At 69.0% G+C, this 20,285-nt stretch carries 22 protein-coding genes; 14 read left to right on the plus strand and 8 right to left on the minus strand.

Features of this window, described 5'->3' with window-relative positions; genetic code table 11:
- Positions 1-7: 7 nt before the first annotated feature.
- The gene (locus ACIA8G_RS19005; protein WP_396419858.1) at positions 8-277 is read left to right on the plus strand and encodes a DUF2277 domain-containing protein; all 270 of its coding nucleotides are present in this window, start codon (positions 8-10) and stop codon (positions 275-277) included.
- Between the two features lie 5 nt (positions 278-282).
- Here ACIA8G_RS19005 and ACIA8G_RS19010 read toward each other — a convergent pair whose 3' ends face one another.
- A complete protein-coding gene (locus tag ACIA8G_RS19010; RefSeq protein ID WP_396419859.1) occupies positions 283-498 on the minus strand; it encodes a hypothetical protein in 216 nt (71 codons plus the stop codon).
- Positions 499-825: 327 nt separating this feature from the next.
- Between ACIA8G_RS19010 and ACIA8G_RS19015 the strand changes: the two genes are divergently transcribed.
- Positions 826-1,506, plus strand: coding sequence for a hypothetical protein (locus ACIA8G_RS19015; protein ID WP_396419860.1), 681 nt, complete (start codon positions 826-828; stop codon positions 1,504-1,506).
- Positions 1,507-1,642: 136 nt separating this feature from the next.
- Here ACIA8G_RS19015 and ACIA8G_RS19020 read toward each other — a convergent pair whose 3' ends face one another.
- Positions 1,643-2,293: an HNH endonuclease family protein gene (locus ACIA8G_RS19020; protein ID WP_396419861.1), complete on the minus strand. Its 651-nt coding sequence runs from the start codon at positions 2,291-2,293 to the stop codon at positions 1,643-1,645.
- 64 nt (positions 2,294-2,357) lie between these two features.
- Positions 2,358-3,305, minus strand: coding sequence for a methionyl-tRNA formyltransferase (locus ACIA8G_RS19025; RefSeq protein WP_396419863.1), 948 nt, complete (start codon positions 3,303-3,305; stop codon positions 2,358-2,360).
- A gap of 92 nt (positions 3,306-3,397) precedes the next feature.
- Here ACIA8G_RS19025 and ACIA8G_RS19030 point away from each other — a divergent pair, with 92 nt between their 5' ends.
- Both ACIA8G_RS19030 and ACIA8G_RS19035 read left to right on the plus strand, forming a co-directional pair.
- Positions 3,398-4,648 carry a lysine N(6)-hydroxylase/L-ornithine N(5)-oxygenase family protein gene (locus ACIA8G_RS19030; protein ID WP_396419864.1) on the plus strand — a complete coding sequence of 417 codons (1,251 nt, stop codon included), beginning with the start codon at positions 3,398-3,400 and terminating at the stop codon, positions 4,646-4,648.
- The gene (locus ACIA8G_RS19035) at positions 4,645-6,180 is read left to right on the plus strand and encodes an amidohydrolase (RefSeq protein WP_396419865.1); all 1,536 of its coding nucleotides are present in this window, start codon (positions 4,645-4,647) and stop codon (positions 6,178-6,180) included. The genes ACIA8G_RS19030 and ACIA8G_RS19035 overlap by 4 nt, the downstream gene beginning before the upstream one ends.
- On the opposite strand, the gene ACIA8G_RS19040 is transcribed toward ACIA8G_RS19035, so the two are convergent.
- From ACIA8G_RS19040 to ACIA8G_RS19050, 3 genes are read right to left on the minus strand one after another with little or no spacing between them, the layout of a single operon-like run.
- The gene (locus ACIA8G_RS19040) at positions 6,158-6,469 is read right to left on the minus strand and encodes an ArsR/SmtB family transcription factor (protein ID WP_396419866.1); all 312 of its coding nucleotides are present in this window, start codon (positions 6,467-6,469) and stop codon (positions 6,158-6,160) included. The two genes, ACIA8G_RS19035 and ACIA8G_RS19040, sit on opposite strands and share 23 nt — an antisense overlap.
- On the minus strand, positions 6,466-6,900 hold the full coding sequence (locus ACIA8G_RS19045; RefSeq protein WP_396419867.1) for an SRPBCC family protein: 435 nt from the start codon (positions 6,898-6,900) through the stop codon (positions 6,466-6,468). The genes ACIA8G_RS19040 and ACIA8G_RS19045 overlap by 4 nt, the downstream gene beginning before the upstream one ends.
- 34 nt (positions 6,901-6,934) lie before the next feature.
- Positions 6,935-7,744, minus strand: a complete 810-nt coding sequence (locus tag ACIA8G_RS19050; RefSeq protein WP_396419868.1) for a hypothetical protein — start codon at positions 7,742-7,744, stop codon at positions 6,935-6,937.
- A gap of 152 nt (positions 7,745-7,896) precedes the next feature.
- Between ACIA8G_RS19050 and ACIA8G_RS19055 the strand changes: the two genes are divergently transcribed.
- Positions 7,897-9,369, plus strand: a complete 1,473-nt coding sequence (locus ACIA8G_RS19055) for a CHAD domain-containing protein (protein ID WP_396419869.1) — start codon at positions 7,897-7,899, stop codon at positions 9,367-9,369.
- A gap of 92 nt (positions 9,370-9,461) precedes the next feature.
- A complete protein-coding gene (locus ACIA8G_RS19060; RefSeq protein ID WP_396419870.1) occupies positions 9,462-11,021 on the plus strand; it encodes a beta-N-acetylhexosaminidase in 1,560 nt (519 codons plus the stop codon).
- A gap of 62 nt (positions 11,022-11,083) precedes the next feature.
- Here the strand turns inward: ACIA8G_RS19060 and ACIA8G_RS19065 are convergent, their stop codons facing one another.
- Complete coding sequence (locus tag ACIA8G_RS19065) at positions 11,084-12,421, minus strand: aldehyde dehydrogenase family protein (RefSeq protein WP_396419871.1); 1,338 nt, start codon at positions 12,419-12,421, stop codon at positions 11,084-11,086.
- A 179-nt stretch (positions 12,422-12,600) separates the two neighbouring features.
- Between ACIA8G_RS19065 and ACIA8G_RS19070 the strand changes: the two genes are divergently transcribed.
- The 8 genes from ACIA8G_RS19070 to ACIA8G_RS19105 all read left to right on the plus strand — a co-directional run bounded on the left by ACIA8G_RS19070 (position 12,601) and on the right by ACIA8G_RS19105 (position 18,687).
- Entirely contained in the window at positions 12,601-13,977 is a 1,377-nt protein-coding gene (locus ACIA8G_RS19070) for a GAF domain-containing protein (RefSeq protein WP_396419872.1), read from the plus strand.
- Between the two features lie 68 nt (positions 13,978-14,045).
- Positions 14,046-15,320: an FAD-dependent oxidoreductase gene (locus ACIA8G_RS19075; protein WP_396419873.1), complete on the plus strand. Its 1,275-nt coding sequence runs from the start codon at positions 14,046-14,048 to the stop codon at positions 15,318-15,320.
- Positions 15,298-15,840, plus strand: coding sequence for a DUF402 domain-containing protein (locus ACIA8G_RS19080; protein ID WP_396419874.1), 543 nt, complete (start codon positions 15,298-15,300; stop codon positions 15,838-15,840). The genes ACIA8G_RS19075 and ACIA8G_RS19080 overlap by 23 nt, the downstream gene beginning before the upstream one ends.
- Positions 15,837-16,424 carry a uridine kinase gene (locus ACIA8G_RS19085; protein WP_396420541.1) on the plus strand — a complete coding sequence of 196 codons (588 nt, stop codon included), beginning with the start codon at positions 15,837-15,839 and terminating at the stop codon, positions 16,422-16,424. The genes ACIA8G_RS19080 and ACIA8G_RS19085 overlap by 4 nt, the downstream gene beginning before the upstream one ends.
- A gap of 46 nt (positions 16,425-16,470) precedes the next feature.
- Positions 16,471-17,031, plus strand: a complete 561-nt coding sequence (locus ACIA8G_RS19090) for an RNA polymerase sigma factor (RefSeq protein WP_396419875.1) — start codon at positions 16,471-16,473, stop codon at positions 17,029-17,031.
- Entirely contained in the window at positions 17,028-17,735 is a 708-nt protein-coding gene (locus tag ACIA8G_RS19095) for a hypothetical protein (RefSeq protein ID WP_396419876.1), read from the plus strand. The genes ACIA8G_RS19090 and ACIA8G_RS19095 overlap by 4 nt, the downstream gene beginning before the upstream one ends.
- A 10-nt stretch (positions 17,736-17,745) precedes the next feature.
- On the plus strand, positions 17,746-18,030 hold the full coding sequence (locus ACIA8G_RS19100) for a DUF6412 domain-containing protein (protein WP_396419877.1): 285 nt from the start codon (positions 17,746-17,748) through the stop codon (positions 18,028-18,030).
- Between the two features lie 39 nt (positions 18,031-18,069).
- Positions 18,070-18,687, plus strand: a complete 618-nt coding sequence (locus ACIA8G_RS19105; protein ID WP_396419878.1) for a YidC/Oxa1 family membrane protein insertase — start codon at positions 18,070-18,072, stop codon at positions 18,685-18,687.
- Here the strand turns inward: ACIA8G_RS19105 and ACIA8G_RS19110 are convergent.
- Positions 18,669-20,177: a PucR family transcriptional regulator gene (locus ACIA8G_RS19110; protein WP_396419879.1), complete on the minus strand. Its 1,509-nt coding sequence runs from the start codon at positions 20,175-20,177 to the stop codon at positions 18,669-18,671. The genes ACIA8G_RS19105 and ACIA8G_RS19110 overlap by 19 nt on opposite strands.
- Between the last annotated feature and the right edge of the window lie 108 nt (positions 20,178-20,285).

Raw genomic sequence — 20,285 nt, forward strand, 5'->3', positions numbered from 1 at the left:
TGGAGGCATGTGCCGAAACATCCGGGTGCTCCACAACTTCGAACCGCCGGCGACGTCTGACGAGGTCCAGGCCGCGGCCGTGCAGTACGTGCGCAAGGTGAGCGGGGCGACGAAACCGTCCTCGGTGAACCAGGCCGCGTTCGACCGGGCGGTGGCGGCGGTGGCCGCGGCGACGCAGGAGCTGCTCGACGCGCTGGTGACGGCGGCGCCGCCGAAGGACCGTGAGATCGAGGCGGCCAAGGCCAAGGCTCGCGCCGCGGAGCGCTACGGGCGCTAGTGGCGTTAGTTGCGGACGCGCGTGTCGAGGTAGAGGCAGATCAGCTTGGCCGCGATACCGGCGGAGCCGACGATGAAGGCCTGATCAGGCCCGAGAGTCACGGCGATGGCCCACAGCAGCAGGGCGATCAGCACCAGAATGATCGCCACCTGCACCGCGTGCGGCCAGTGGCCGGGGTGGACGAACCACCTCCTCGGCTGCCGCGGCTGCGGAACCTCCACGTCACCCTCACTTCCGGGTGAACGCTCCGCCTTGACCGACATCGTGCTCCCTCGCTGCAAATCCTCCTGACAAGACCATTCTCCTGTGTTGATCTTCTACGGAGGGTTACTTCCGCTCGTCGTGCGGTGAGCGTTGGGTGAGAGTCGGCAAACGGCAGACGAACGGTCATGTCAGTGATCAGCCGCCAGTCCGTCACCGTCCGTTTACCGATTGCGACTCGTGTCGCAACTGTGAGTGTTACCCGTTCGAGTGACTGCTCAACCCTACGTAACGGTTGATCCGTTCGGCGTAGCGCCGTTTTTGTCAGACCTCTCGGATAACGTCAGGTGAAGAGAGCGGTACGAGGGGAGAAAGCGTTGCCGGACAACAACGTCAGCGTCACCGCACTGTCGTTCACCGAGTACGTCATGAGCGGTCAGCGTGGACGCATCAACATCGTGTCGGAACAACGGGGGATGTACCTGGCCGATGACCCGAAGGTGTGCGGGTTCTACAACCCGATCCGCGACGCCATGCGACGAGCGGTCAACTCCACCGAACCTGAACTGGAGCTGAAGAAGGCGATCATCAACGCCAACCGGACGGGGCAGCCGCGGGCGTTCGAGGAGATCGCCGACGGGTTCCTGCCGTGGCTGGCGGCGTTCAAGGCCACCGGGGTGCCGGTCGAGGCGGCCACCTACCGGGCCGGCGACCTCACGCTGAAGGTGCGGCCGCACCTCGGCCTGCGCAAGAAGGACGGGTCGGCGTACGCGGTGCTGGTGCACACCAAGGAGGTGCCGCTGACCAGGGAGGCGGCGAACGTCGGGCTGCGGATCCTGCAGCACACCGTCGAGGACACGTTGCCGGGCGCCACCCCGATGGTGCTCGACGTGCGGCGCGGGAAGGCGTACCAGATGCCGGTGCGGACGAACCTCGCCAAGCTCGACGTGCTGATCGCGGCCGAGGCCGTCGGGTACGTGACGCACTGGCAGCTGTCCGGGCTGTTCGACTCGGTCAAGGCCGTTTAGGGGCACCGGGACGAGGACGACGCGGCCCGTCCGGGGGGTCGGGCCGTGTTGTTCGTTTCGATCGCGCCCCGGCGCTGCGGGGTTCGCCGGTCATGCTCAGGTTGCTCGTTCAAAACACAGGCCGTGTTGTTCGCTGTCAACAAGCTTTGAGCATCGTGCCGAGAGCGTCGTGCTCCGCCTGATCCACCGTCAGCTTGTAGGTGATCTTCACCGAGATCCAGTGCTGGACGTAGGTGCACCAGTACGACTCGACCGGCGGCTTCCACTTCGCCGGGTCCTGATCACCCTTGGAGCGGTTCGACTTCGCCGTCACCGCGATCAGCTGGATGCCGCCGAGGTCGTTGGCGAACGCCTTGCGCTCGTCGTCGGTCCACTTGTCCGCGCCGGAACGCCACGCTTCGGCCAGCGGCACGGTGTGGTCGATGTCGACGGCGCCGGCGTCCTTGATCACCACGCCGTCGTAGACGCTGTTCCAGGTGCCGCTCGTCGCCTTGCAGTCCTTGTCCTGCTTGACGTCGGCACCCTGCTTCTGGAGCACGATCTCCCTGGTGTCGCAGGAGTTCCCCTGCGAGGCCCAGTGCGGGAAGCGGTCGCGGCTGTAGCCGGCCATCTTGCCTTCCGGCGCGATCGCCAGCGCGCCGAGATCCTTCGAACCCGCCGGCGCGGAACCGGTCGGCGCGGGCGCGGAGGGCGGATTCTCCTTGGTGGACTGGAGTTCCGTCAGGTACCAGCCGAGTGCCACGAGCAGCACGAAGACGACCAGTGACGTCACCGCGGCGCGATTCATGCGCTAATGATCGACCATGCTGATCACGGTCCGGTCACCCGGGCCGTGATCAGCGTGTCAGCCGTCAGGGGCGGGAGGTCAGGTAACCGCCCATGGTCTTGAAGTACTCCTGGGCCTTGAGCTCGGTGCCGTCGGCGGTGCGAACCTTCTTGACCAGCAACGCCTTGCTCCGGCCGCGCCGGGCCTCGGCGCCGGCGACGACCGTCACGCCGTCGCCCTCGCGGTAGAAGATCCGGCCGGGCGTACCGCCGTAGACCTCCGCGGACACGTCCGCCTCGATGATCTCCAGGCGCTGCCCGCGGTGGAAGCAGAACGCGCTCGGGTACGGCGCGCACTGCGCCCGCACCAGCCGGTCCAGTTCCTCGGCGGTCCAGGTGAAGTCGATCCGCAGGTCCTCTTCCGCGCGCTTGTGGAAGAACGAGGCCTGCGAACGGTCCTGCTTCACGAAGTCGGTGCGGCCGGACGCGATCTCGGCGAGGCCGTCGACCGTGATCGGGCCGAAGAGCTCGAGCGTCTTCTGGAACAGGTCGGCCGTCGTGTCGCGCGGGCCGACCGGAACCGAGCGCTGGAACACGATGTCGCCGGCGTCGAGCGTGTCGTCCATCATGTGCGCCGTCACGCCGACTTCCTTCTCGTCGTTGAGAAGGGCCCAGATCAACGGCGAGAAGCCTGCGTACTTCGGCAGAAGCGAGTCGTGCACGTTCAACGTGCCGCGCTTGGGCAGTGCGAAGACCTGCGGCGGGATCCAGGTCCGCCAGTTGCACGCGACGATCACGTCCGGATCGGCCGCCTTGAGCCGGTCGAGCAGCTCCTGGTCTTCCGGGCGCTCGCGGATGAGGACCTCGATGCCGTTCTCGCGTGCCAGGTCCTCGACGGAATCGCTCCACACCTTCTCGTACGCACCCTCACCCCTCGGGTGCGTCACCACCAGGACGACCTCGTGCTCAGATGCCAAAAGTGCCTGCAGGGTGCGATGACCCCAGGTCTGGAACCCGAACATGACGACCCTCATGGGGGTGTCCTCCTTCTGCGAGGTGAGATACGGTCAGGCTAACCTAACTGGCGGCTTGCAGATTAGCTTAGGCTGCCCTAAGTTGGGTGCTCATGCATCCGATCTACGACATCGTCGGCATCGGGTTCGGTCCGTCGAACCTGGCGCTCGCCATCGCTCTGACCGAGCACAACGAGCAAGCCGAAACCCCTGTCACCGCGGTGTTCCTCGAACGGCAGCAGGCGTTCGGCTGGCATCGGGGCATGCTGCTCGACGACGCCACCATGCAGGTGTCGTTCCTCAAGGACCTGGTCACGATGCGGAACCCGACCAGCCGCTTCTCGTTCCTGTGCTACCTGCAGGACCGCGGCCGGCTCGTGGACTTCGTGAACCACAAGAACCTCTTCCCGCTGCGCGTCGAGTTCCACGACTACTTCGAGTGGGCGGCGGCGCAGGTCGACGACCTGGTCGCGTACGGCACCGAAGCCGTTGGCGTGGAAGCGATCGCAGAGGACCTCTTCGAGGTGACGACCGCCACGGGTGACGTGTATCGCGCCCGCAACCTCATCTTCGCCACGGGTCTGCGCCCGACCGTGCCGGAGGGCGTCGCGCTGTCGGACCGGGTGTGGCACAACAGCCAGTTCCTGCACCGCATCGCGGAGCTGAAGGACCCGAAGCGCTGCGTCGTCGTGGGCGCCGGCCAGAGCGCCGCGGAGGCCGTGGCGTACCTGCACCGCGAGTTCCCCGGCGCCGAGGTCTGCTCGGTGTTCTCGCGCTACGGCTACAGCCCCGCCGACGACAGCTCGTTCGCGAACCGGATCTTCGACCCCGAGGCCGTCGACCACTACTTCGACGCGCCCGACGCGGTGAAGCAGCGGTTGATGAACTACCACCGCAACACCAACTACTCGGTCGTCGACATCGACCTCATCAGCCAGCTCTACCGCACCGAGTACCAGGAGAAGGTCCTCGGCGCGCAGCGGCTGCGGATGATGAACATGACCCGGCTGGTGGCCGTCGAGGAGTCCTCGGCCGGGGCGCGTGCGGTGATCCAGTCACTCGTCACCGGCGAGCAGGAGTTCGTGGACACCGACCTGGTGGTGCTCGCGACCGGGTACGACGAGGCCGCGCCGATCCTCGGCGGACTCGACGAGACCTGTGCGCGTGACGCCGAGGGCCGGCTCGTCGTGGGCCGCGACTACCGCGTGCGGACGTCGTTGCGCGGCGGCATCTACCTGCAGGGCGGCACCGAGCACTCGCACGGCATCACGTCGTCCCTCCTGTCCAACGTCGCGGTGCGGTCGGGTGAGATCCTGGCGTCCGTGCTGACCAACACTCCTGTTCCGGTCCTCGCGACCGCGTGAAACTCGATCTCAAACTGACGGGCTGCCGGGCCATCACGATGGACCCGGCACGCCCCGCCGCGCACACGATCGGCATCTGGCAGGGCCGGATCGTGGGGCTGGACGACCAGGTCGCCGGCCTGCCCGCCGCCGAGACGACCGACCTGGGCAACGCCGTGGTGCTGCCCGGTTTCATCGACGCCCACACGCACCTCGCGTGGAACGGCCGCCGGACCATCGACGTGACCGGGCTGACGTCGGTCCCGCAGGTGCTCGAACGGCTGGCCGGCGCGCCCGGCGCGGGCTGGATCGAGGCGTCCGGCTACGACCGCCGGATCATGGAGCGCCCGCTGACCGCCGCGGACCTCGACACGGTCAGCGGTGGCCGCCCGGTCTACGTCGCGGACCTCTCCGGGCACGCTTGCGTCGTGAACACCGCTGTGCTGAAACAACTTCCGGAGATCACCAGCGACGGCTGGCTGACCGAGAACGAGCAGTTGGCCGCGCGGACGTTGCGACTGCCGTACTCGCTCGACGAGATCACCGCCGAGCTGCACGAAAGCGCCCGGCAGGTGCTCGCCGAGGGCGTGACGATGTGCGGGGAGGCGGGCATCGGTGCCGGGCTCATCGCCAGCAGCCCGCTGGAGGCCGCCGCCTACCTCCGCGCTCAGCTGCCGATCCGGGTGCAGCTCATGGTGTCCGCCTACGTGCTGCACGACGTCGCCGCCGATCCGGCCGACGGGGTGGCGCGGGCGATCGACCTCGGCCTGCACACCGGGTTCGGCGACGACATGCTGTCGATCGGCGCGCTCAAGCTGTGGACCGACGGCGGGATGATGGCGCGCACCGCCGCGTTGACCGAGCCGTACCTGGGCAGCGACGGCTCCGGTCAGCTCGCCGAGTCCGAGGAGTTCATGCGGGCGGCGATCATCGACGGGCATCACGCCGGGTGGCAGCTCGCGATCCACGCGATCGGCGACCGCGCGATCGACTTCACGCTGGACGCGGTGGCCGAGGCGCAACGGCAACGGCCGCGCGCCGACGCCCGGCACCGCATCGAACACTGCGGCCTGGTGCGGCCCGACCAGCTCGAACGGATCGCCGCCCTGGGACTGATACCCGTCGTCCAACCGACGTTCCTGTGGTCCTACGGCGACGACTACAGCGAGATCATGGGGCCGGAGCGAGCGCCATGGATGTACCGCGGTCGGTCGTTCCTCGACCACGGCATCACCGTGGCGGGCAGCTCGGACCGGCCGGTCGCGGACGGGGCACCGTTGCGCGCCATCGAGTTCATGGTGCGCCGCAGGTCGTCGGGCGGCCGCGCGGTCGGGCCGGACGAGGCGATCACCGTCGAGGAGGCGATCCGTGCGTACACGCTCGGCAGCGCCTACGCGTGCCGCAAGGAGCACGTGCTGGGCAGCATCACGCCCGGCAAGCTCGCGGACCTCGTGGTGCTCGGCGACGACCCGCGCACCAGCGAGGCGATCGCGGACATCCCGGTGCTGGCCACCATGGTTGGCGGCACCCTCATGCCTCAGCGATCCTCTTGAGCCTGGCCAGCCGCTGATCCCACTGCGAGGCCAGCGAGGCCATCCAGGTGGCGGTGGCGTCCAGCGCGCCGGACCGGACGGAGAAGTTGTTCTCCCGGCCGGCCCGCGCGGACGCCACCAGCTCGGCCCGTTCCAGCACGGCCAGGTGCTTCACGATCGCCTGGCGGCTGACCGGCAGCTCGGCCGCGAGCGCGGACGCCGAGATCGGCCCCTGAGCGGCCACGAGGTCGAGCACGCGGCGCCTCATCGGGTCGGCGAGAGCGGCGAGGACGTTGTCTACCTGGCTCACTTCTCCAGGTACTCCCGCAGCTCGTCCAACTCCATCCGCCAGCCCTCGACGTTCCCGGCCGCGTACCTGTCGCGCTTCTCCGGGGGCAGGTTGAGCCACGTGAACCCGCTCTCGACCACCTGCAACAGGGTGCCGTCGGCCTGGGGAGTGAGCGTGAACTCGACCAAGGTCGCGTTGCCGGGCACCGGATCCGGCCCGAGCGGGCCCGACCAGCGCCACGAGAAGAACGACTCGGGCTCGACCTTCTCGATGATCGCCCGGCCGGTGCCGTGCTCGGCCCACGTCAGCGTGATCTCGCCGCCGGGCTCGAGGCTCGACACGGTCGCACCCGCGTCGCCGAACCACGTGCCGAGGTGTTCGGCCGAGGTCAACGCCTCCCAGACGCGCTGCTGCGGCGCGTTGATCTGCACATCTCTTTCGATCCGGTCCATCCGGGCCTCCTGCAACCGAGCGGTTGCAGAAAGACTACTGCAGGTGGAACGTCGCGGCCAGGGTCGTGAGGCGGTCGGTGATGTCGGCATAGACGTTCGTGCGGCGCACCCAGTTCTCGCACCCGCTCGACGCCGACGGTGGCGTGCCGAGCGGGGTGACCGCGTCCGTGACGCCGTACTCGAGCCGGTACGCGAGCACGGCGACCGCCGCCTCCAGCCAGAACGCCGGGTCGGGCGTCGGGATCTCGCCCAGTCCGACGCGGAACCACACCGGCATCCGCGCGTACTGGCTGAGCGCCTCGGAGATGCGGCGGGCGGCGGCCTGCTTGATCTCGCCGCGGGCCTTGTCCCCCGCCAGCACGGCCTCGGTGCGCCAGTCCTCGGTGGCGGCGTCCTCGTCGGCGTCCAGGCGCTCGGCCGCCCGCTGGGCGCTCGCCTCGTTCGCGTTGATCAGCCACTCCATCTGGCGGACCTCGTGCGAGAGCGCGTCGCGTTCGAACCGCGGCACGCGGCCACCGTCCAGTTTGGACCTGGCCTCGTCGCGCCTGGCCTTGAGGCCGTCGAACTCGAGCACCTCCTGGCGCAACTCGACCCTGGCGGGATCGGCGAGGATCTCCTGTTCGGCGTCCCAGGCCTTGCGCAACGCCTCGACCACGTCGGCGATGTCGTCCGCGACCTCGTCGAGGCCCGCCAGCGGGCCGTCGCCGGCGCCGGACAGGCGGCGTTCCAGGACCGTCAGCCGCGCGGTCACGCGTTCGAGCTCCGCCGTCAGCTGACCGACGTGACTGATCAGCGTGGCGACCTGCGGCTCAACGACTTCGAGCCGTTCCTTCTCCGTGGGCACCCGACCAGCGAACCGGACACTGAGGACGCCGCCAAGCGGGTAACCGATCAATGCACGCATTCGAGGCCGGGTTCCGCCCGGCCGAGGCAACCGGCCTTCACGCACCGTCACGGCAGTGGGTGAACAGACACAAAACGAGGTATTAATTGGACATGGCGACCTCTAGTACTGAAACCGAGCGCAAGTACGAGGCCCCATCGGACGCGAGCCTGCCCGATCTCACCGGGATCACGGGCCTGGCGACCGGACCCGAGGAGTTCGACCTCGAAGCCACGTACTTCGACACCGACGACTACCGGCTTGCCCGTGCGGGCGTGACCCTGCGCCGGCGCGTGGGTGGCGAGGACGAGGGCTGGCACCTGAAGCTGCCCGCCGGTGAGGACTCCCGGCAGGAACTGCGCGTGCCGCTCGGCCGCGCGGTCAAGCAACCCCCGAAGGACCTTTCCTCACTGGTCCGCGCCCACACGCGTGGCGGCGGTCTCGGCCCGGTCGCCCAGATCCACACCAACCGCCGTCGCTGGCAGCTGACCAACGGCAGCGGCGAGCTGCTCGCCGAGGTCGTCGACGACGTCGTGACCGCGCAGACCATGGGCTCGTCGACCACCACCACGTCGTGGCGCGAGATCGAGGTCGAGCTGGGCGAGGGCGGCGACCGCGACCTGCTCGACACCGTCGAGCAGCACCTCGGTGACGCGGGCATCCACCCGTCGTCCTCGAAGTCCAAGCTGTCCCAGGTGATCGGCGTCAAGCGCGACGCCGCCCCCGCCATCGGCAAGAAGTCGACGGCGGGCGAGGTCGTGCTGGCGTACCTGTACGAGCAGCGGGCCGCGTTGCAGAACCAGGACCCGCGCGTGCGCCGCAACGAGGACGACGCCGTGCACCAGCTGCGCGTCGCGACCCGGCGGATGCGCAGCGCGCTGCAGGCGTTCGGGAAGATCGTCGACCGCGAGCGCACCCGCGAGCTGACCGACGAGCTGAAGTGGCTGGCCGGGGTGCTCGGCAACTCGCGTGACCTCGAGGTGCTGCGGATGCGGTTCGAGGACGGCCTGCACTCGCTGCCGCCGGAGGTCGTGCTCGGCGACGTGGACGCGCGGCTGACCCGGCACTTCGCGCCGCTGGAAGCGAAGGCGCACAAGGAGTCCGTCGCCGCGCTGGACGACAAGCGCTACTTCGCCCTGCTGAACGCCATCGACGCGTTGCTGGCCGATACCCCGTTCACCGCACTGGCGTCCGGCAAGGCGAAGGAGGTGCTGCCGAAGCTGGTGGAGAAGGCGCGGCACCGGTTGGACGTGCGCGTCGAGACGGCGCTGAAGACCAAGGACAACGACGAGCCCCTGCACGAGGCGCGCAAGGCCGCCAAGCGGTTGCGCTACAGCGCGGAGGTGGCCGAGCCCGCACTCGGCAAGCACGCCACGGCGTTGCGCAAGCGGGCCAAGGACGTGCAGACGTTGCTGGGCGATCACCAGGACTCGGTGGTGGCCAGGCCGGTGCTGCTCGCCCTCGGGCGCGGGGACGACAACGGGTTCACCTTCGGTCTGCTGTACGGCCGCGAGGTCGAACTGGCCCACAAGACCGAGGCGGAACTGCCCGCGTTGTGGCGCAGGCTCTCCAAAGAGCACCCGTAGCGATTGGTCTACACCTTGACAGTCCAGTCCGGGGGCTGGAACCGTGGGCGCTCGCCGCCGCCGCTCGGTTTCCCCCTGGCCTGGAGGATGGCGTGACAACAAAGAGAGTGCGGGCCGCACTCGCGGCGCTGGTGATCGCCGGATCGGGAGTGCTGGTGACCGGAACAGCGGAAGCTGCGACCCTGCAGGAACTGGTCCCCCAGCCCGTCCAGATACAACCCCGCACGGACATCACGTTCACGCTCGCCGCCGCGGCCAAGATCCAGCTCGGCACGCCGGACGCGCGCAAGCCCGCCGAACTGCTCGCCTCGATCCTGCGTCCGTCGACCGGCTTCGCCCTGCCGATCGCCGACGAGGTGAACGGCGAGGGCATCGTCCTGCTCAAGGGCGCCGACCCCAAGGTCGGCCAGGAGGGCTACCAGCTCGACGTCACCCCGAAGCAGGTGATCATCCGGGCGAACAGCGCGGCCGGTCACTTCAACGGCGTCTCCACGCTGCGGCAGCTGCTGCCCGCCAAGATCGAGGCGAAGACGAAGCAGGCCGGGCCGTTCACCGTGCCGGGCGCGAGCATCCTCGACCACCCGCGCTACCAGCACCGCGGCGCGATGCTGGACGTCAGCCGGCACTTCTTCACCCCGGACCAGGTGAAGCGGTACATCGACCAGATCGCCGCGTTCAAGATCAACTACTTCCACCTGCACCTGTCCGACGACCAGGGCTGGCGGCTGGAGATCAAGAGCTGGCCGGAGCTGACCAAGATCGGTGGCAGCACCGAGGTCGGCGGCCGCAAGGGCCAGCTGTTCTACACGCAGGAGCAGTACAAGGACCTCGTGGCGTACGCGGGCAACCGGGGCATCACGGTGATCCCCGAGTTCGACATGCCGGGCCACACCAACGCGGCGCAGGCCTCGTACGCGGAGCTCAACTGCGACGGCAAGAAGCGGCCGCTGTACACCGGAACCGATGTCGGCTTCTCGTCGCTGTGCATCGCCAAGGAGATCACGTACAAGTTCATCGAGGACGTGGTGCGCGAGGTCTCGGCGATCACGCCAGGGCCGTACTTCCACCTCGGCGGTGACGAGGCGCTTTCCACGCCGGACGCGGACTACGTGAAGTTCATGAACCGGGTGCTGCCGATCGTCAAGAAGTACGGCAAGACGACGACGGGCTGGCACGAGTTCATCAAGACCACCAAGGACACCGCGCTCGTGCCGCAGTTCTGGGGCACGACGACGTCGAACGCCGACGTGGCCGCGGCGGCGCAGCGCGGCAACAAGGTGCTGATGTCGCCCGCGAACCGGCTCTACCTCGACATGAAGTACGACAAGAACACCAAGCTCGGGCTGAACTGGGCCGGGTACGTCGAGGTGAAGGACGCCTACAGCTGGAACCCCGGCGCGTACCTGGGCGGCGTCGGCGAGGCGTCGATCCGCGGCGTCGAGGCTCCACTGTGGACGGAGACCATCACGAAGTCCGCGGACATCGAGTACATGGCGTTCCCGCGCCTGCCGGTGGCCGCCGAGCTCGGCTGGGCTCCGGCGAGTGTGCACAACTGGGACCGGTTCGCGCCGCGCCTGGGTGCTCAAGCTCCGCGCTGGAAGGTGCAGGGGATCGGCTACTACGCCTCACCCCAGGTGCCCTGGAAGAAGTAACTGTTTTGGCGCGAAAAGCACGTTCGGGCCGTCTATCGGCCCGAACGTGCTTTTCGCGCCAATCAGAAGTGGCCCTGCGCGCGGTCTGAATAGCTGACGAGCAGGTGCTTCACGCGGCGGTACTGGGCGAGCGCCGAGGTGTTCGCCGGGTACGCGTAGTAGTTGTTGACCCACACCCGCTCGGCGTTGAGCTCCTGGCCGATGTTGTGCGCGAGCGCGACGTCGCGGCACCAGAGGCCGGCGCCGAGCTGGGCGGTGGTCTCGTTGGCGATCTTCACCGCGTCGTCGCGGTCGTCGAACCTGGTCACCGACACGACCGGGCCGAGCACGTCGTCGGAGAACACGGCGGAGCGGTGATCACCCTCGAAGATCGTGGGCTGGACGTAGTGGCCGGAGGCCTCGCCTCCGGCCACCAGCCGCGCGCCCTCGGCCTTGCCGCGCTCGACGTAGGCCAAAATCCGGTCGCGTTGCTCCAGGCTGACCACCGCACCGACCATCGTGTCGGTGTCGAGCGGGTCGCCCGTGCGGATCTGCTGCGTGCGCACGGTGGCCATGTGCAGCAGTTCCTCGTAGATCGCGGTCTGGATCAACACGCGCGACGGGGCCGTGGCAACCTCGCCCTGGTTGGCCGCGAACATCGCGAACCCCTCCAGCGCCTTGTCCAGGAAGCCGTCGCGGTGCGCGGCGACGTCGGAGAAGAAGATGTTCGGGCAGCGGCCGGCGACGACCGGGTGCTCGGCGGATCCGGTGATCACGTTCACCACGCCGGGCGGCAGCAGGTCGGCGATCACGTTCATCAGCACGTGGATCGACGCCGGCGTCTGCAGGGCTGGCTCCAGCACCACGGCGTTGCCCGCGGCCAGCGCGGGAGCGAGCACCCGACCGGCGTTCATCAGCGGGAACGTCCACGGCAGGCGTTCGTGCACCACCCCGAGCGGCTGGAACGAGCGATAGTCGCAGGTGTTGCGGCCGAGCTGCTCGACCTCGCCCACCTCGGTGCGGATGACGGCCGCGAACTGGCGGAACTGCTCGATCAGCAGCGGCACGTCGGCGACCAGGGCCTCCCGCACCGGCTTGCCGTTGTCCCACGTCTCGGCGACCGCGAGCTCGGTCGCGTGCTCCTCGACCCGGTCCGCGATCTCGCACAGCACCGTGGCGCGCTCTCGTGCCGTGGTGTTCGCCCACGCCCGAGCGGCGCCGCTGGCCGCGTGCAGCGCACGGGCCCGGTCCGCATCGGTACCTCTGGCCACCTCGGTGAACACGTCACCGGTCACCGGCGTCACGTTCTCCACGTACTCGCCGGACACGGGCGACACGTAGTCGCCGCCGATGAAGTGGTCGTACCTCGGCCGGTACGCGACCACGCTGCCGGGCTGACCCGGCGCCGCGTACTGCGTCATTCTCGACTCCCTGCCAGAAGAGGCCCACCCGATGACCGGGGCGGGGGAAGTGAGAAAGTAAGCGTCAGAACGTTGCACGCTCGTTGCAAGCAGTGGATGGATCAGTGACCCACGACCCTGCGCAACACGCACTGTTGCTGAGTCGGGTACGAGATGCCGTGCTGAGTGGTACTCGCACGGTGGATTCGCCACGCTCTGTCATCTCCGAGTCGTGGCAACGGTCACTCGCCGCGAACGTGGATCCCGATCTGCACACCGCGCCGACGGTGTTCGCGGCGGACGAACTGCCCGATCTGCGCGAGCGGCACGCGCTGCAGCCGAGTGTGCCGATGCTGCGCGAGACCCTGCTGGGTTTCGCGCAGGAGGCGAAGCACATCATGATCGTCGCGGATGCCCAGGGCCACATCCTGTGGTGCGAGGGGGCGAACGACACCCGCCTGCAGGCCGAGGACGTGGGGCTTTGCGAGGGCACGCTCTGGTCGGAGGACGCCGCCGGCACGAACGGGATGGGCACCGCGCTGGCGGTGAACTCCTCCGTCACGGTGCACTCGGCCGAGCACCTGGTGCGGACCTACCACCGGTGGACCTGCGCGGCGAGCCCCATCCGCGACCCCGACACCGGCGAGACGATCGGGGTCGTCGACCTCAGCGGACCAGTTGAGACGGTCCATCCCTCGATGGTGGCACTGGTGTCCGCCTCGGCCAGGCTCGCCGAGTCCGAGATGCAGGCGCGGATGCACGCGCAGGACGAGGAGCTCCGGGCACGCAACATGCGGCACCTGATGGCGTTGCGCGGCGAGCCCGGCGCGCTGCTCAGCCCGACCGGGCGGGTGGTCGCGGTCGAGCCGTACGGGCTGCTGCCTCCGCGCGTCGACGTGTCCTCGGACCGGGTGCGACTGCCGGGCGGGCGGGACGCCGTGCTCGAGCCGCTGGCGCACGGCTACCTGCTGCGGATGCCCCGGCAGCGGCACGTGCGGCGGTCGGTGCTGTCGCTGTCGTTCCTGCTGCCGGAACCCAAGGTGGTGCTGGACGGGCGCGAGGTGCCGATCTCGTTGCGGCACGCCGAGATCCTCTTCGCACTGGCGTTGCACGGGCGGCTGTCCGCCGACCAGCTGGCGTTGCGGCTCTACGGCGAGCGCGGCAACCCCACGACCGTGCGGGCCGAGCTGCACCGGTTGCGCGCACAGCTGGGCACCGGCGTGCTGTCGACCAGGCCGTACCGGCTGACCGCGGACGTCGAGGCGGACTTCCTGGCCGTGCGGCAGGCGCTGCGGGACGGCGACGTGACGCTGGCGGCCTCCCGGTACCGCGGCTCACTGCTCCCCCGCTCCGAGGCTCCCGTCGTGCTGGCCGAGCGGGAGGACCTGGCGAGCGGCGTGCGCAGGGCCGTCCTGGCGCGCGGGGACGCGAACGCGCTGTGGACGTTCACCCAGACCGACTCCGGCGAGCACGACTGGGCGGTGCTGGAACAGCTGGTCAGGCTGCTGCCGGCGACCGACGTCCGGCTGGCGATCGCGAACGCCCGCATGCGACGGCTCGACAGTGACGATTTTTAGGGACGGTTGACAAGAGTCTCACCAACTGAATATCTTCCTGACTAAGAGACTTAGTTGGGGAGGCTGTCATGCGTGTACTCATCATCGGAGCGGGGACCGGTGGCCTGTGCTTGGCGCACGGGCTGAAGAAGGCCGGCGTGGACGTCGCGCTGTTCGAACGCGACCGCACACCGCGCAGCATGCTGATCGGCTACCGGGTCGGGATCAGCCCGGACGGCAGCCAGGCGCTGCACAGCTGCTTACCGCCGGACGTGTTCGCCGAGTTCGTCCGCACCACGGCCCGCCCGGCCACGCGGATCAACATGCGGACCGAGAAGTACAAGGAACTCCTGGTCGCCGAACTGCCACCGCAGGTGGACGACACCCGCAGTGAGAAGTCGGTCAGCCGGATCGCGATGCGGACCGCGTTGCTCACCGGGCTGGAGGACGTCGTGGAGTTCGACAAGGCGTTCACGCACTTCAGCCGCAACGACGACGGTTCGGTGACGGCGTTCTTCGCCGACGGCACGTCCGAGACCGGTGACGTGCTGGTCGGCGCGGACGGGGCGCAGTCCAAGGTCCGCAGGCAGTACCTGCCGCACGCGAAGATCGCGGACACCGGCATCACGACGATCGCGGGCAAGCTGCCGTTCACGGCGGAGCACGCGAAGTTGCTGCCACCGCAGGCCGAAGGCGCCGTCACGCTGCTGTACGGGCCGAAGGGCGCGTTCGTGATCATCCACGTCATGCGCTTCGACGGCGCGGGCGTCGAGGACGACTACATCATGTGGGGTTACGCGGCCTCGCACGACAAGTTCCCCGAACTCAAGGGCCTGAGGCAGGAGCAGCTCAAGCAGGTCGTGCTCGACATGACGCCGAAGTTCCACCCCGACCTGCGGCGGCTCTTCGCGCTGGCCGACCCCGAGACGGTGTTCGAGATCAAGGTCCGCACGTCCGAACCGCTGCCGGCGTGGAAGTCGAGCAACGTCACGATGATCGGTGACTCGGTGCACCTCATGACGCCCGGTCGCGGGATCGGCGCGAACACGGCCCTGCGCGACGCGGAACTGTTGTGCCGCAAGCTCACCGAGGCGCACCACGGCAAGAACGCGGTGCAGGCGATCTCCGAGTACGAGAAAGAAATGGTCGAGTACGGGTTCGAGGCCGTGCTGGCGTCGCGCGAGCAGATGGACGGCAACGGCGCGATCCACAAGCCGGTGATCGGCCGGATCGTGCTGGCGGTCCTGCGGACGTTCCTGCGCGTCACCAACGCCGTGCCCGTGCTCAAGCGAAAGATGCTGGCCAAGGAGAGCACACACCGTGATCACGTAAATTCGCCGGATGAGGTTGTTCACGCCGGGTGAGGTGGTCGTGCGGCGGGAGGTGCTGCACGGCAAGGTCTGGTCCGAGATGCCGACCAGGGTGATCGCCGACGAGCCGGGGCTGCTCGCGGTGTTCGTGGAGCCGGGCACCCGGCTCACCTACCCCGATCATCACCACCCGCACCCGTGGGACAAGCCGGAACGCGGATTCTGGCGCGGGCACGGCAAGTTGATGCTGCACCGCCCGCAGGACGCCTACTCGGTCGACCTGTTCTGGAAGGGCGACGACCGCGCGTTCGGCAACTACTACCTGAACCTGCAGGCGCCCTACCGCCGCACCGAGGACGGGTTCGAGACGCTCGACCACGCGCTCGACTACACGCTGGCGCCGGACGGGTCGTGGCAGCAGCGCGACCTCGACGAGTTCGAGGAGCAGGTGGCCTCCGGCAAGTACTCGGCGCAGGAGGCCGAGGCGATCCTGGCCGAGGGCCGCAAGATCGAGAAGATGCTCTCGTCCGGGGAGATCTGGTGGGACACGGCCTGGGCGGACTGGCACCCGTGAAGGTCCGGCCGCTGACGTTCGACGCGCTCGTCGCGGAGATCGTCTCCCGTGTCTCGGCATTGCCGGGCAGGGCGCGGGTGCTCGTCGACGGCGCACCGGCCGCCGAGCCGGGCAGGCTGGCGGACGCGCTCGTGGAACCGTTGCGCGCCTTGGGCCGGGCCGTGCAGCGGGTGTCCACCGACGACTTCCTGCGCCCGGCGTCGGTGCGGCTGGAGCACGGGCGCACGGACTCGTACTCCTACCGGCACGACTGGTTCGACCTGGGCGGCCTGCAGCGCGAGGTCCTCGACCCGGCGCTGGACGGCAAGGTGCTGCCGTCGTTGTGGAACGCGGCCACCGACCGGGCGAGCCGCGCCGAGTACGTGGACGTGCCGGAGAACGGTGTGGTGATCGTCGACGGCACGTTGTTGCTCGACCGCTGGCTGCCGGCCGAACTGACCGTCCACCTCTGGCTCTCCCCCGCCGCTCTGAAGCGGAAAACGGAACAGCAGTGGACCCTGCCCGCGTTCGAGGACTACGAACCGGTGGCAGACCTCTTCGTCCGCTTCGACCACCCCGAACGGCCAGGCCTGGTCGAGTCGTGAACCGGTCTCCCTGCTGCGGACATGAACGGGGCAGAGGGGAGGAACCGTGACCGATGAGGAAGAACTCTGGGGCCGGGTCCGCGACGGGGACGGCGAGGCGTTCGGTGAGCTGTACGAACGCCACGCGCAGGCCGTGTTCGCGTACTGCCTGCGCCGCACCGGGATCTGGGCGGTCGCCGAGGACCTGGTGTCCGTGGTGTTCATGGAGACGTGGCGCAAGCGTGCGGCAGTGGCGTCGGAGGGGTCCCAAAAATGGTCCCTGTTGCCTTGGTTGTACGGCGTCGCGCTCGGGGTCACCCGCAACCACCACCGGTCCCGATCGCGGTATCGGGCCGCGCTGGACCGGGTGCCGCAGCCCGCGGCCGACGACGACCACGCGGAGGACGTGGCGCGCCGGGTGGACGCGGAGATCAGGACCCGCGCGGTGATCGCGGAGCTGGCGGCGCTGCCGGTGAAGGACCGGGAGGTGCTGGAGATGTCCGCGTGGTCGGACCTGTCCCACGCCCAGATCGCCGAGGTGCTCGGCATTCCGATCGGCACGGTGAAGTCCCGGCTGGCTCGCGCCCAACGCACTCTGCGTGGCGTGTTGGTTGAGGAGGCACTGTGAACATCACTCCTGAAGTCCCGCAGCTCGACTCGATGCGTGTGCAGGTCCGCAAGCACGCGCTGATGAACGAGATCAGCAAGCCCGCACGGCGGTGGTGGCGCATCGCCGTGCCCGCGACCGGGCTGACCGCGGCGATCGCCGTCGCCGCCCTGCTGTGGGCACCGGCGAACCCGTCCGCGTTCGCCTCGTGGAGTGCCGAGCCGCGCGCACCCGGTGCCGAGTCGTTCGCGGCCGCCGACAAGTGCCGCGAGACGTTCGACAACATGACCACTCCCGAGCAGGACAAGGCGGCGCGCGAGTCCGGCATCCCGGTGAAGCCGAGGCCGACCAACGCGGCACTCGTCGACCAGCGCGGCACCATCACGCTGGTCGTGCTCACCGATCCGGAGTCCGTGGGGTACTGCCTGTTCACCGGTTCGTACTGGATGATCGGCATGGGCGGACCGGAGGGTGACAGCCGGTTCCTCGCCACCCGGACCGGCAGGGGCGCCGACGACAAGGACCCCGCGCGCGTGCTGCTCGGGCACGTCGATCCCGAGGTGCGCGGCGTCCGCGTCGACACCGCGGACGGCAAGCAGGTGACCGCGACGATCGACAGGGGCTGGGTCGCCGCGTGGTGGCCGTCCTACGCCGAGGCCACGCAGGTCACGTTGTACGACGTGAACGGCAACACGTTGCGGACCGTGGCACCGGAGAACCGGTAGCCTCGTGGGCATGTGGCGGCCGGAGACCAGGACGCGAGCGCTGTTGCTGCTCGCGGTCTTCTTGCCTGCCCTCTACGCCTTCACGTTGTTCTCGTCTCCGATGGAGGCCGTCGCGGCCGTGACCGCGCTCGCCCTCGCGTTGATCGTGGTCGTCGCGCTGGTGCCGCTCTCCGTGGCACCAGCGCGTTCGCTCTCGTTGCGAGAACGCGCGCAACGCACGGCCCAACTGCGGCTGCGCAATCCTGACGCCGCTGGCCGGCCCCGTCCTCGAGCACCGGGATGCCGGACGTTCTGACACGTCCTGGCCCCCAAACTCGATACGGAGAAAGAACCCTTGTTCGCTGACCTGGGCGCTGCCCTGGCGGGCTTCGGCATGCCCGCGCTCGCCATCGTGCTGTTCACCATCGTGGTCCGGCTCGCACTGCATCCGCTGGCCCGTGCGGCCGTGCGCGGAGAGAAGGCCAAGGCCAAGCTCGCGCCGGAGATCCAGAAGCTGCAGAAGAAGTACGGCAAGGACCTGATGAAGTTCTCCGAGGAGTCGCAGAAGGTCTACAAGCGCAACGGCGTCTCGATGTTCGCGGGCATGCTGCCGATGCTCGCCACCGCGCCGTTCTTCATGGTCATGTACCAGATCGTCACGACGCCGAACCCGTTGCTGGAGGGCACGTTGTTCGGGATCTCGCTCGGCACGCACTTCACGGCCGGCTTCGCGTGGGTGTTCTTCGCGCTGTTCGGTCTGCTCGCGGTGGTGGCGTATGTGACCGTGCGGTGGCAGCAGTCGCGGATGACCACCACGCCGACGCCCGGTTTCATGACGGGTCTGGTGAAGGTGTTGCCGTACGGGACGATCCTGGTGGCGGCGTACCTGCCGCTGGCAGCCGGGCTGTACCTGCTCACCACGACGACGTGGACGATCGCGGAACGGGCGTTGCTCTACCGCATCCTGAGCTGAAGCTGCGCGACGAGCCGGACGAGCGGATCGTCCAGGTCGAGGTCGATCCGCTTGAGCCGGTACCGAAGTGTGTTCGGGTGGACGTGCAGCCGTTCCGCGGCGGCGCGCACGTCCCCCAGCGCGTCCAGGTAGGCCAGCAGCGACTTCGCGAGCTCCGGGTCGAGCGCCTCGATCCTGGGATCGCGGATCCGCGGATTGTCCTGCAGCAGCGCCAGGATCTCGCTCACCAGCACCTGCGACCTGACGTCGGCGAGCGTGGCCACCTCGGCGTCGAGGTCGCGGGCCATCGCGTCGAGCACGCGTTCGGCCTCCTGCCGGGAGATCCGCACCTCGTCCAAAGTGGACACGGTGGAACCGACCGCGGCCTGGACGGACGTGTGCAGGTGCCGTCGTGCCGTGGTGACGATTTCTCGCGTCAGGTTCAGGAGTTGGGCGTTCGGGGCGAGATCCGGCAGGAGCACGTAGGTGCGGCCGCCGGACTCGCTGACCAGTGCGCTGCGCCGGTACGCCGCCGCGTGCACGGAGATCAAGCCGGTCATCTCGGCGCGGCGGAGTTCGTGTTCGCTGCGATCGCCTTCGCCGCCCCGGAGCGCGAAAACCACCACAGCGGCGGGTTTCTTCGGGTCGGCGCCGATCTGGCCGGCGACGGTGGCGGCGTCCATCCGGCCGGTCAGCAGGGCGGCGAGCAGGTTCTCGCGGAACCTCGACGTGGGCTGGTTGCGCTGCTGGATCAGGTGCGGGGCGGTGACGCGGGCGGCACCGAGCAGGGCGCGTTCCGCCTGCCCGGCCAGCGGCTGGTCGCCCTCCTGCACCCAGATCGCGCCGAGCGGCTGCGAGCCCGCGTGGATGCCGACGGCGATGCGGCGGCGGATGCCGAGCTCGGGGCGTTCGTCGATGCGCACGACCTCTTCCGACGACCTGAGCAGGTTGTAGACACCCCACTCGCGCAGCATCTTCAGGTACGGCTCCGGGCCCTGCCGGCCGAGGATGGAGAGCCGGCGCAGCTCGTCGACCTCGTCGGACGAGCGGGAGTAGGCGAGCACGCGGCTCGCGGTGTCCTCGATGCTGACGATGCCGCCGGTCAGGGTCGCAATCGTTTGCGCGAGCGCGAACAGGTCACCGAGCACCTCGCCGTCCTCGGTGCTCGTGGTGAGCACGCCCTTGGCGAGGGACTCCAGGTGACCCCAGCGGACCTCGGGACGGACCTCGAGCAGCGCCACGCCCGCGTCCGCGGCGGCCTGTTCGAGTGCCGGAGAGCTCTCCTTGATCGCGACCGCCGCGGCCTTCGCCCGTCCGGCCGCCCTGATCAGCGGCAATGCGGCGCGGCCACGTGCCCCGATGAGCAGGGCCAGGTCTCCGGCGGCGACGTCCGGCGGGTCGTCCGGATCCATGATCACGACGTCGCGCACGTCGACCTCCAGGCCGTTGGGGGCGACCTGCAGTTCGACGAGTGGATCGCCGAGGGCGATGAGGATGTGCCGGAGACTCATCCCGCCTCTCTCCGCTCCTGCTGCGGCACGCGGGGCCCCCGCGTCCTCTCCTGGGGTACGAAAGCTCCCCGCGTGCACTTCAGCATTGGCCGATCGTACATCCGGAGT

The sequence above is a fragment of the Lentzea sp. NPDC051213 genome (assembly GCF_044455585.1).
Taxonomy (GTDB): domain Bacteria; phylum Actinomycetota; class Actinomycetes; order Mycobacteriales; family Pseudonocardiaceae; genus Lentzea.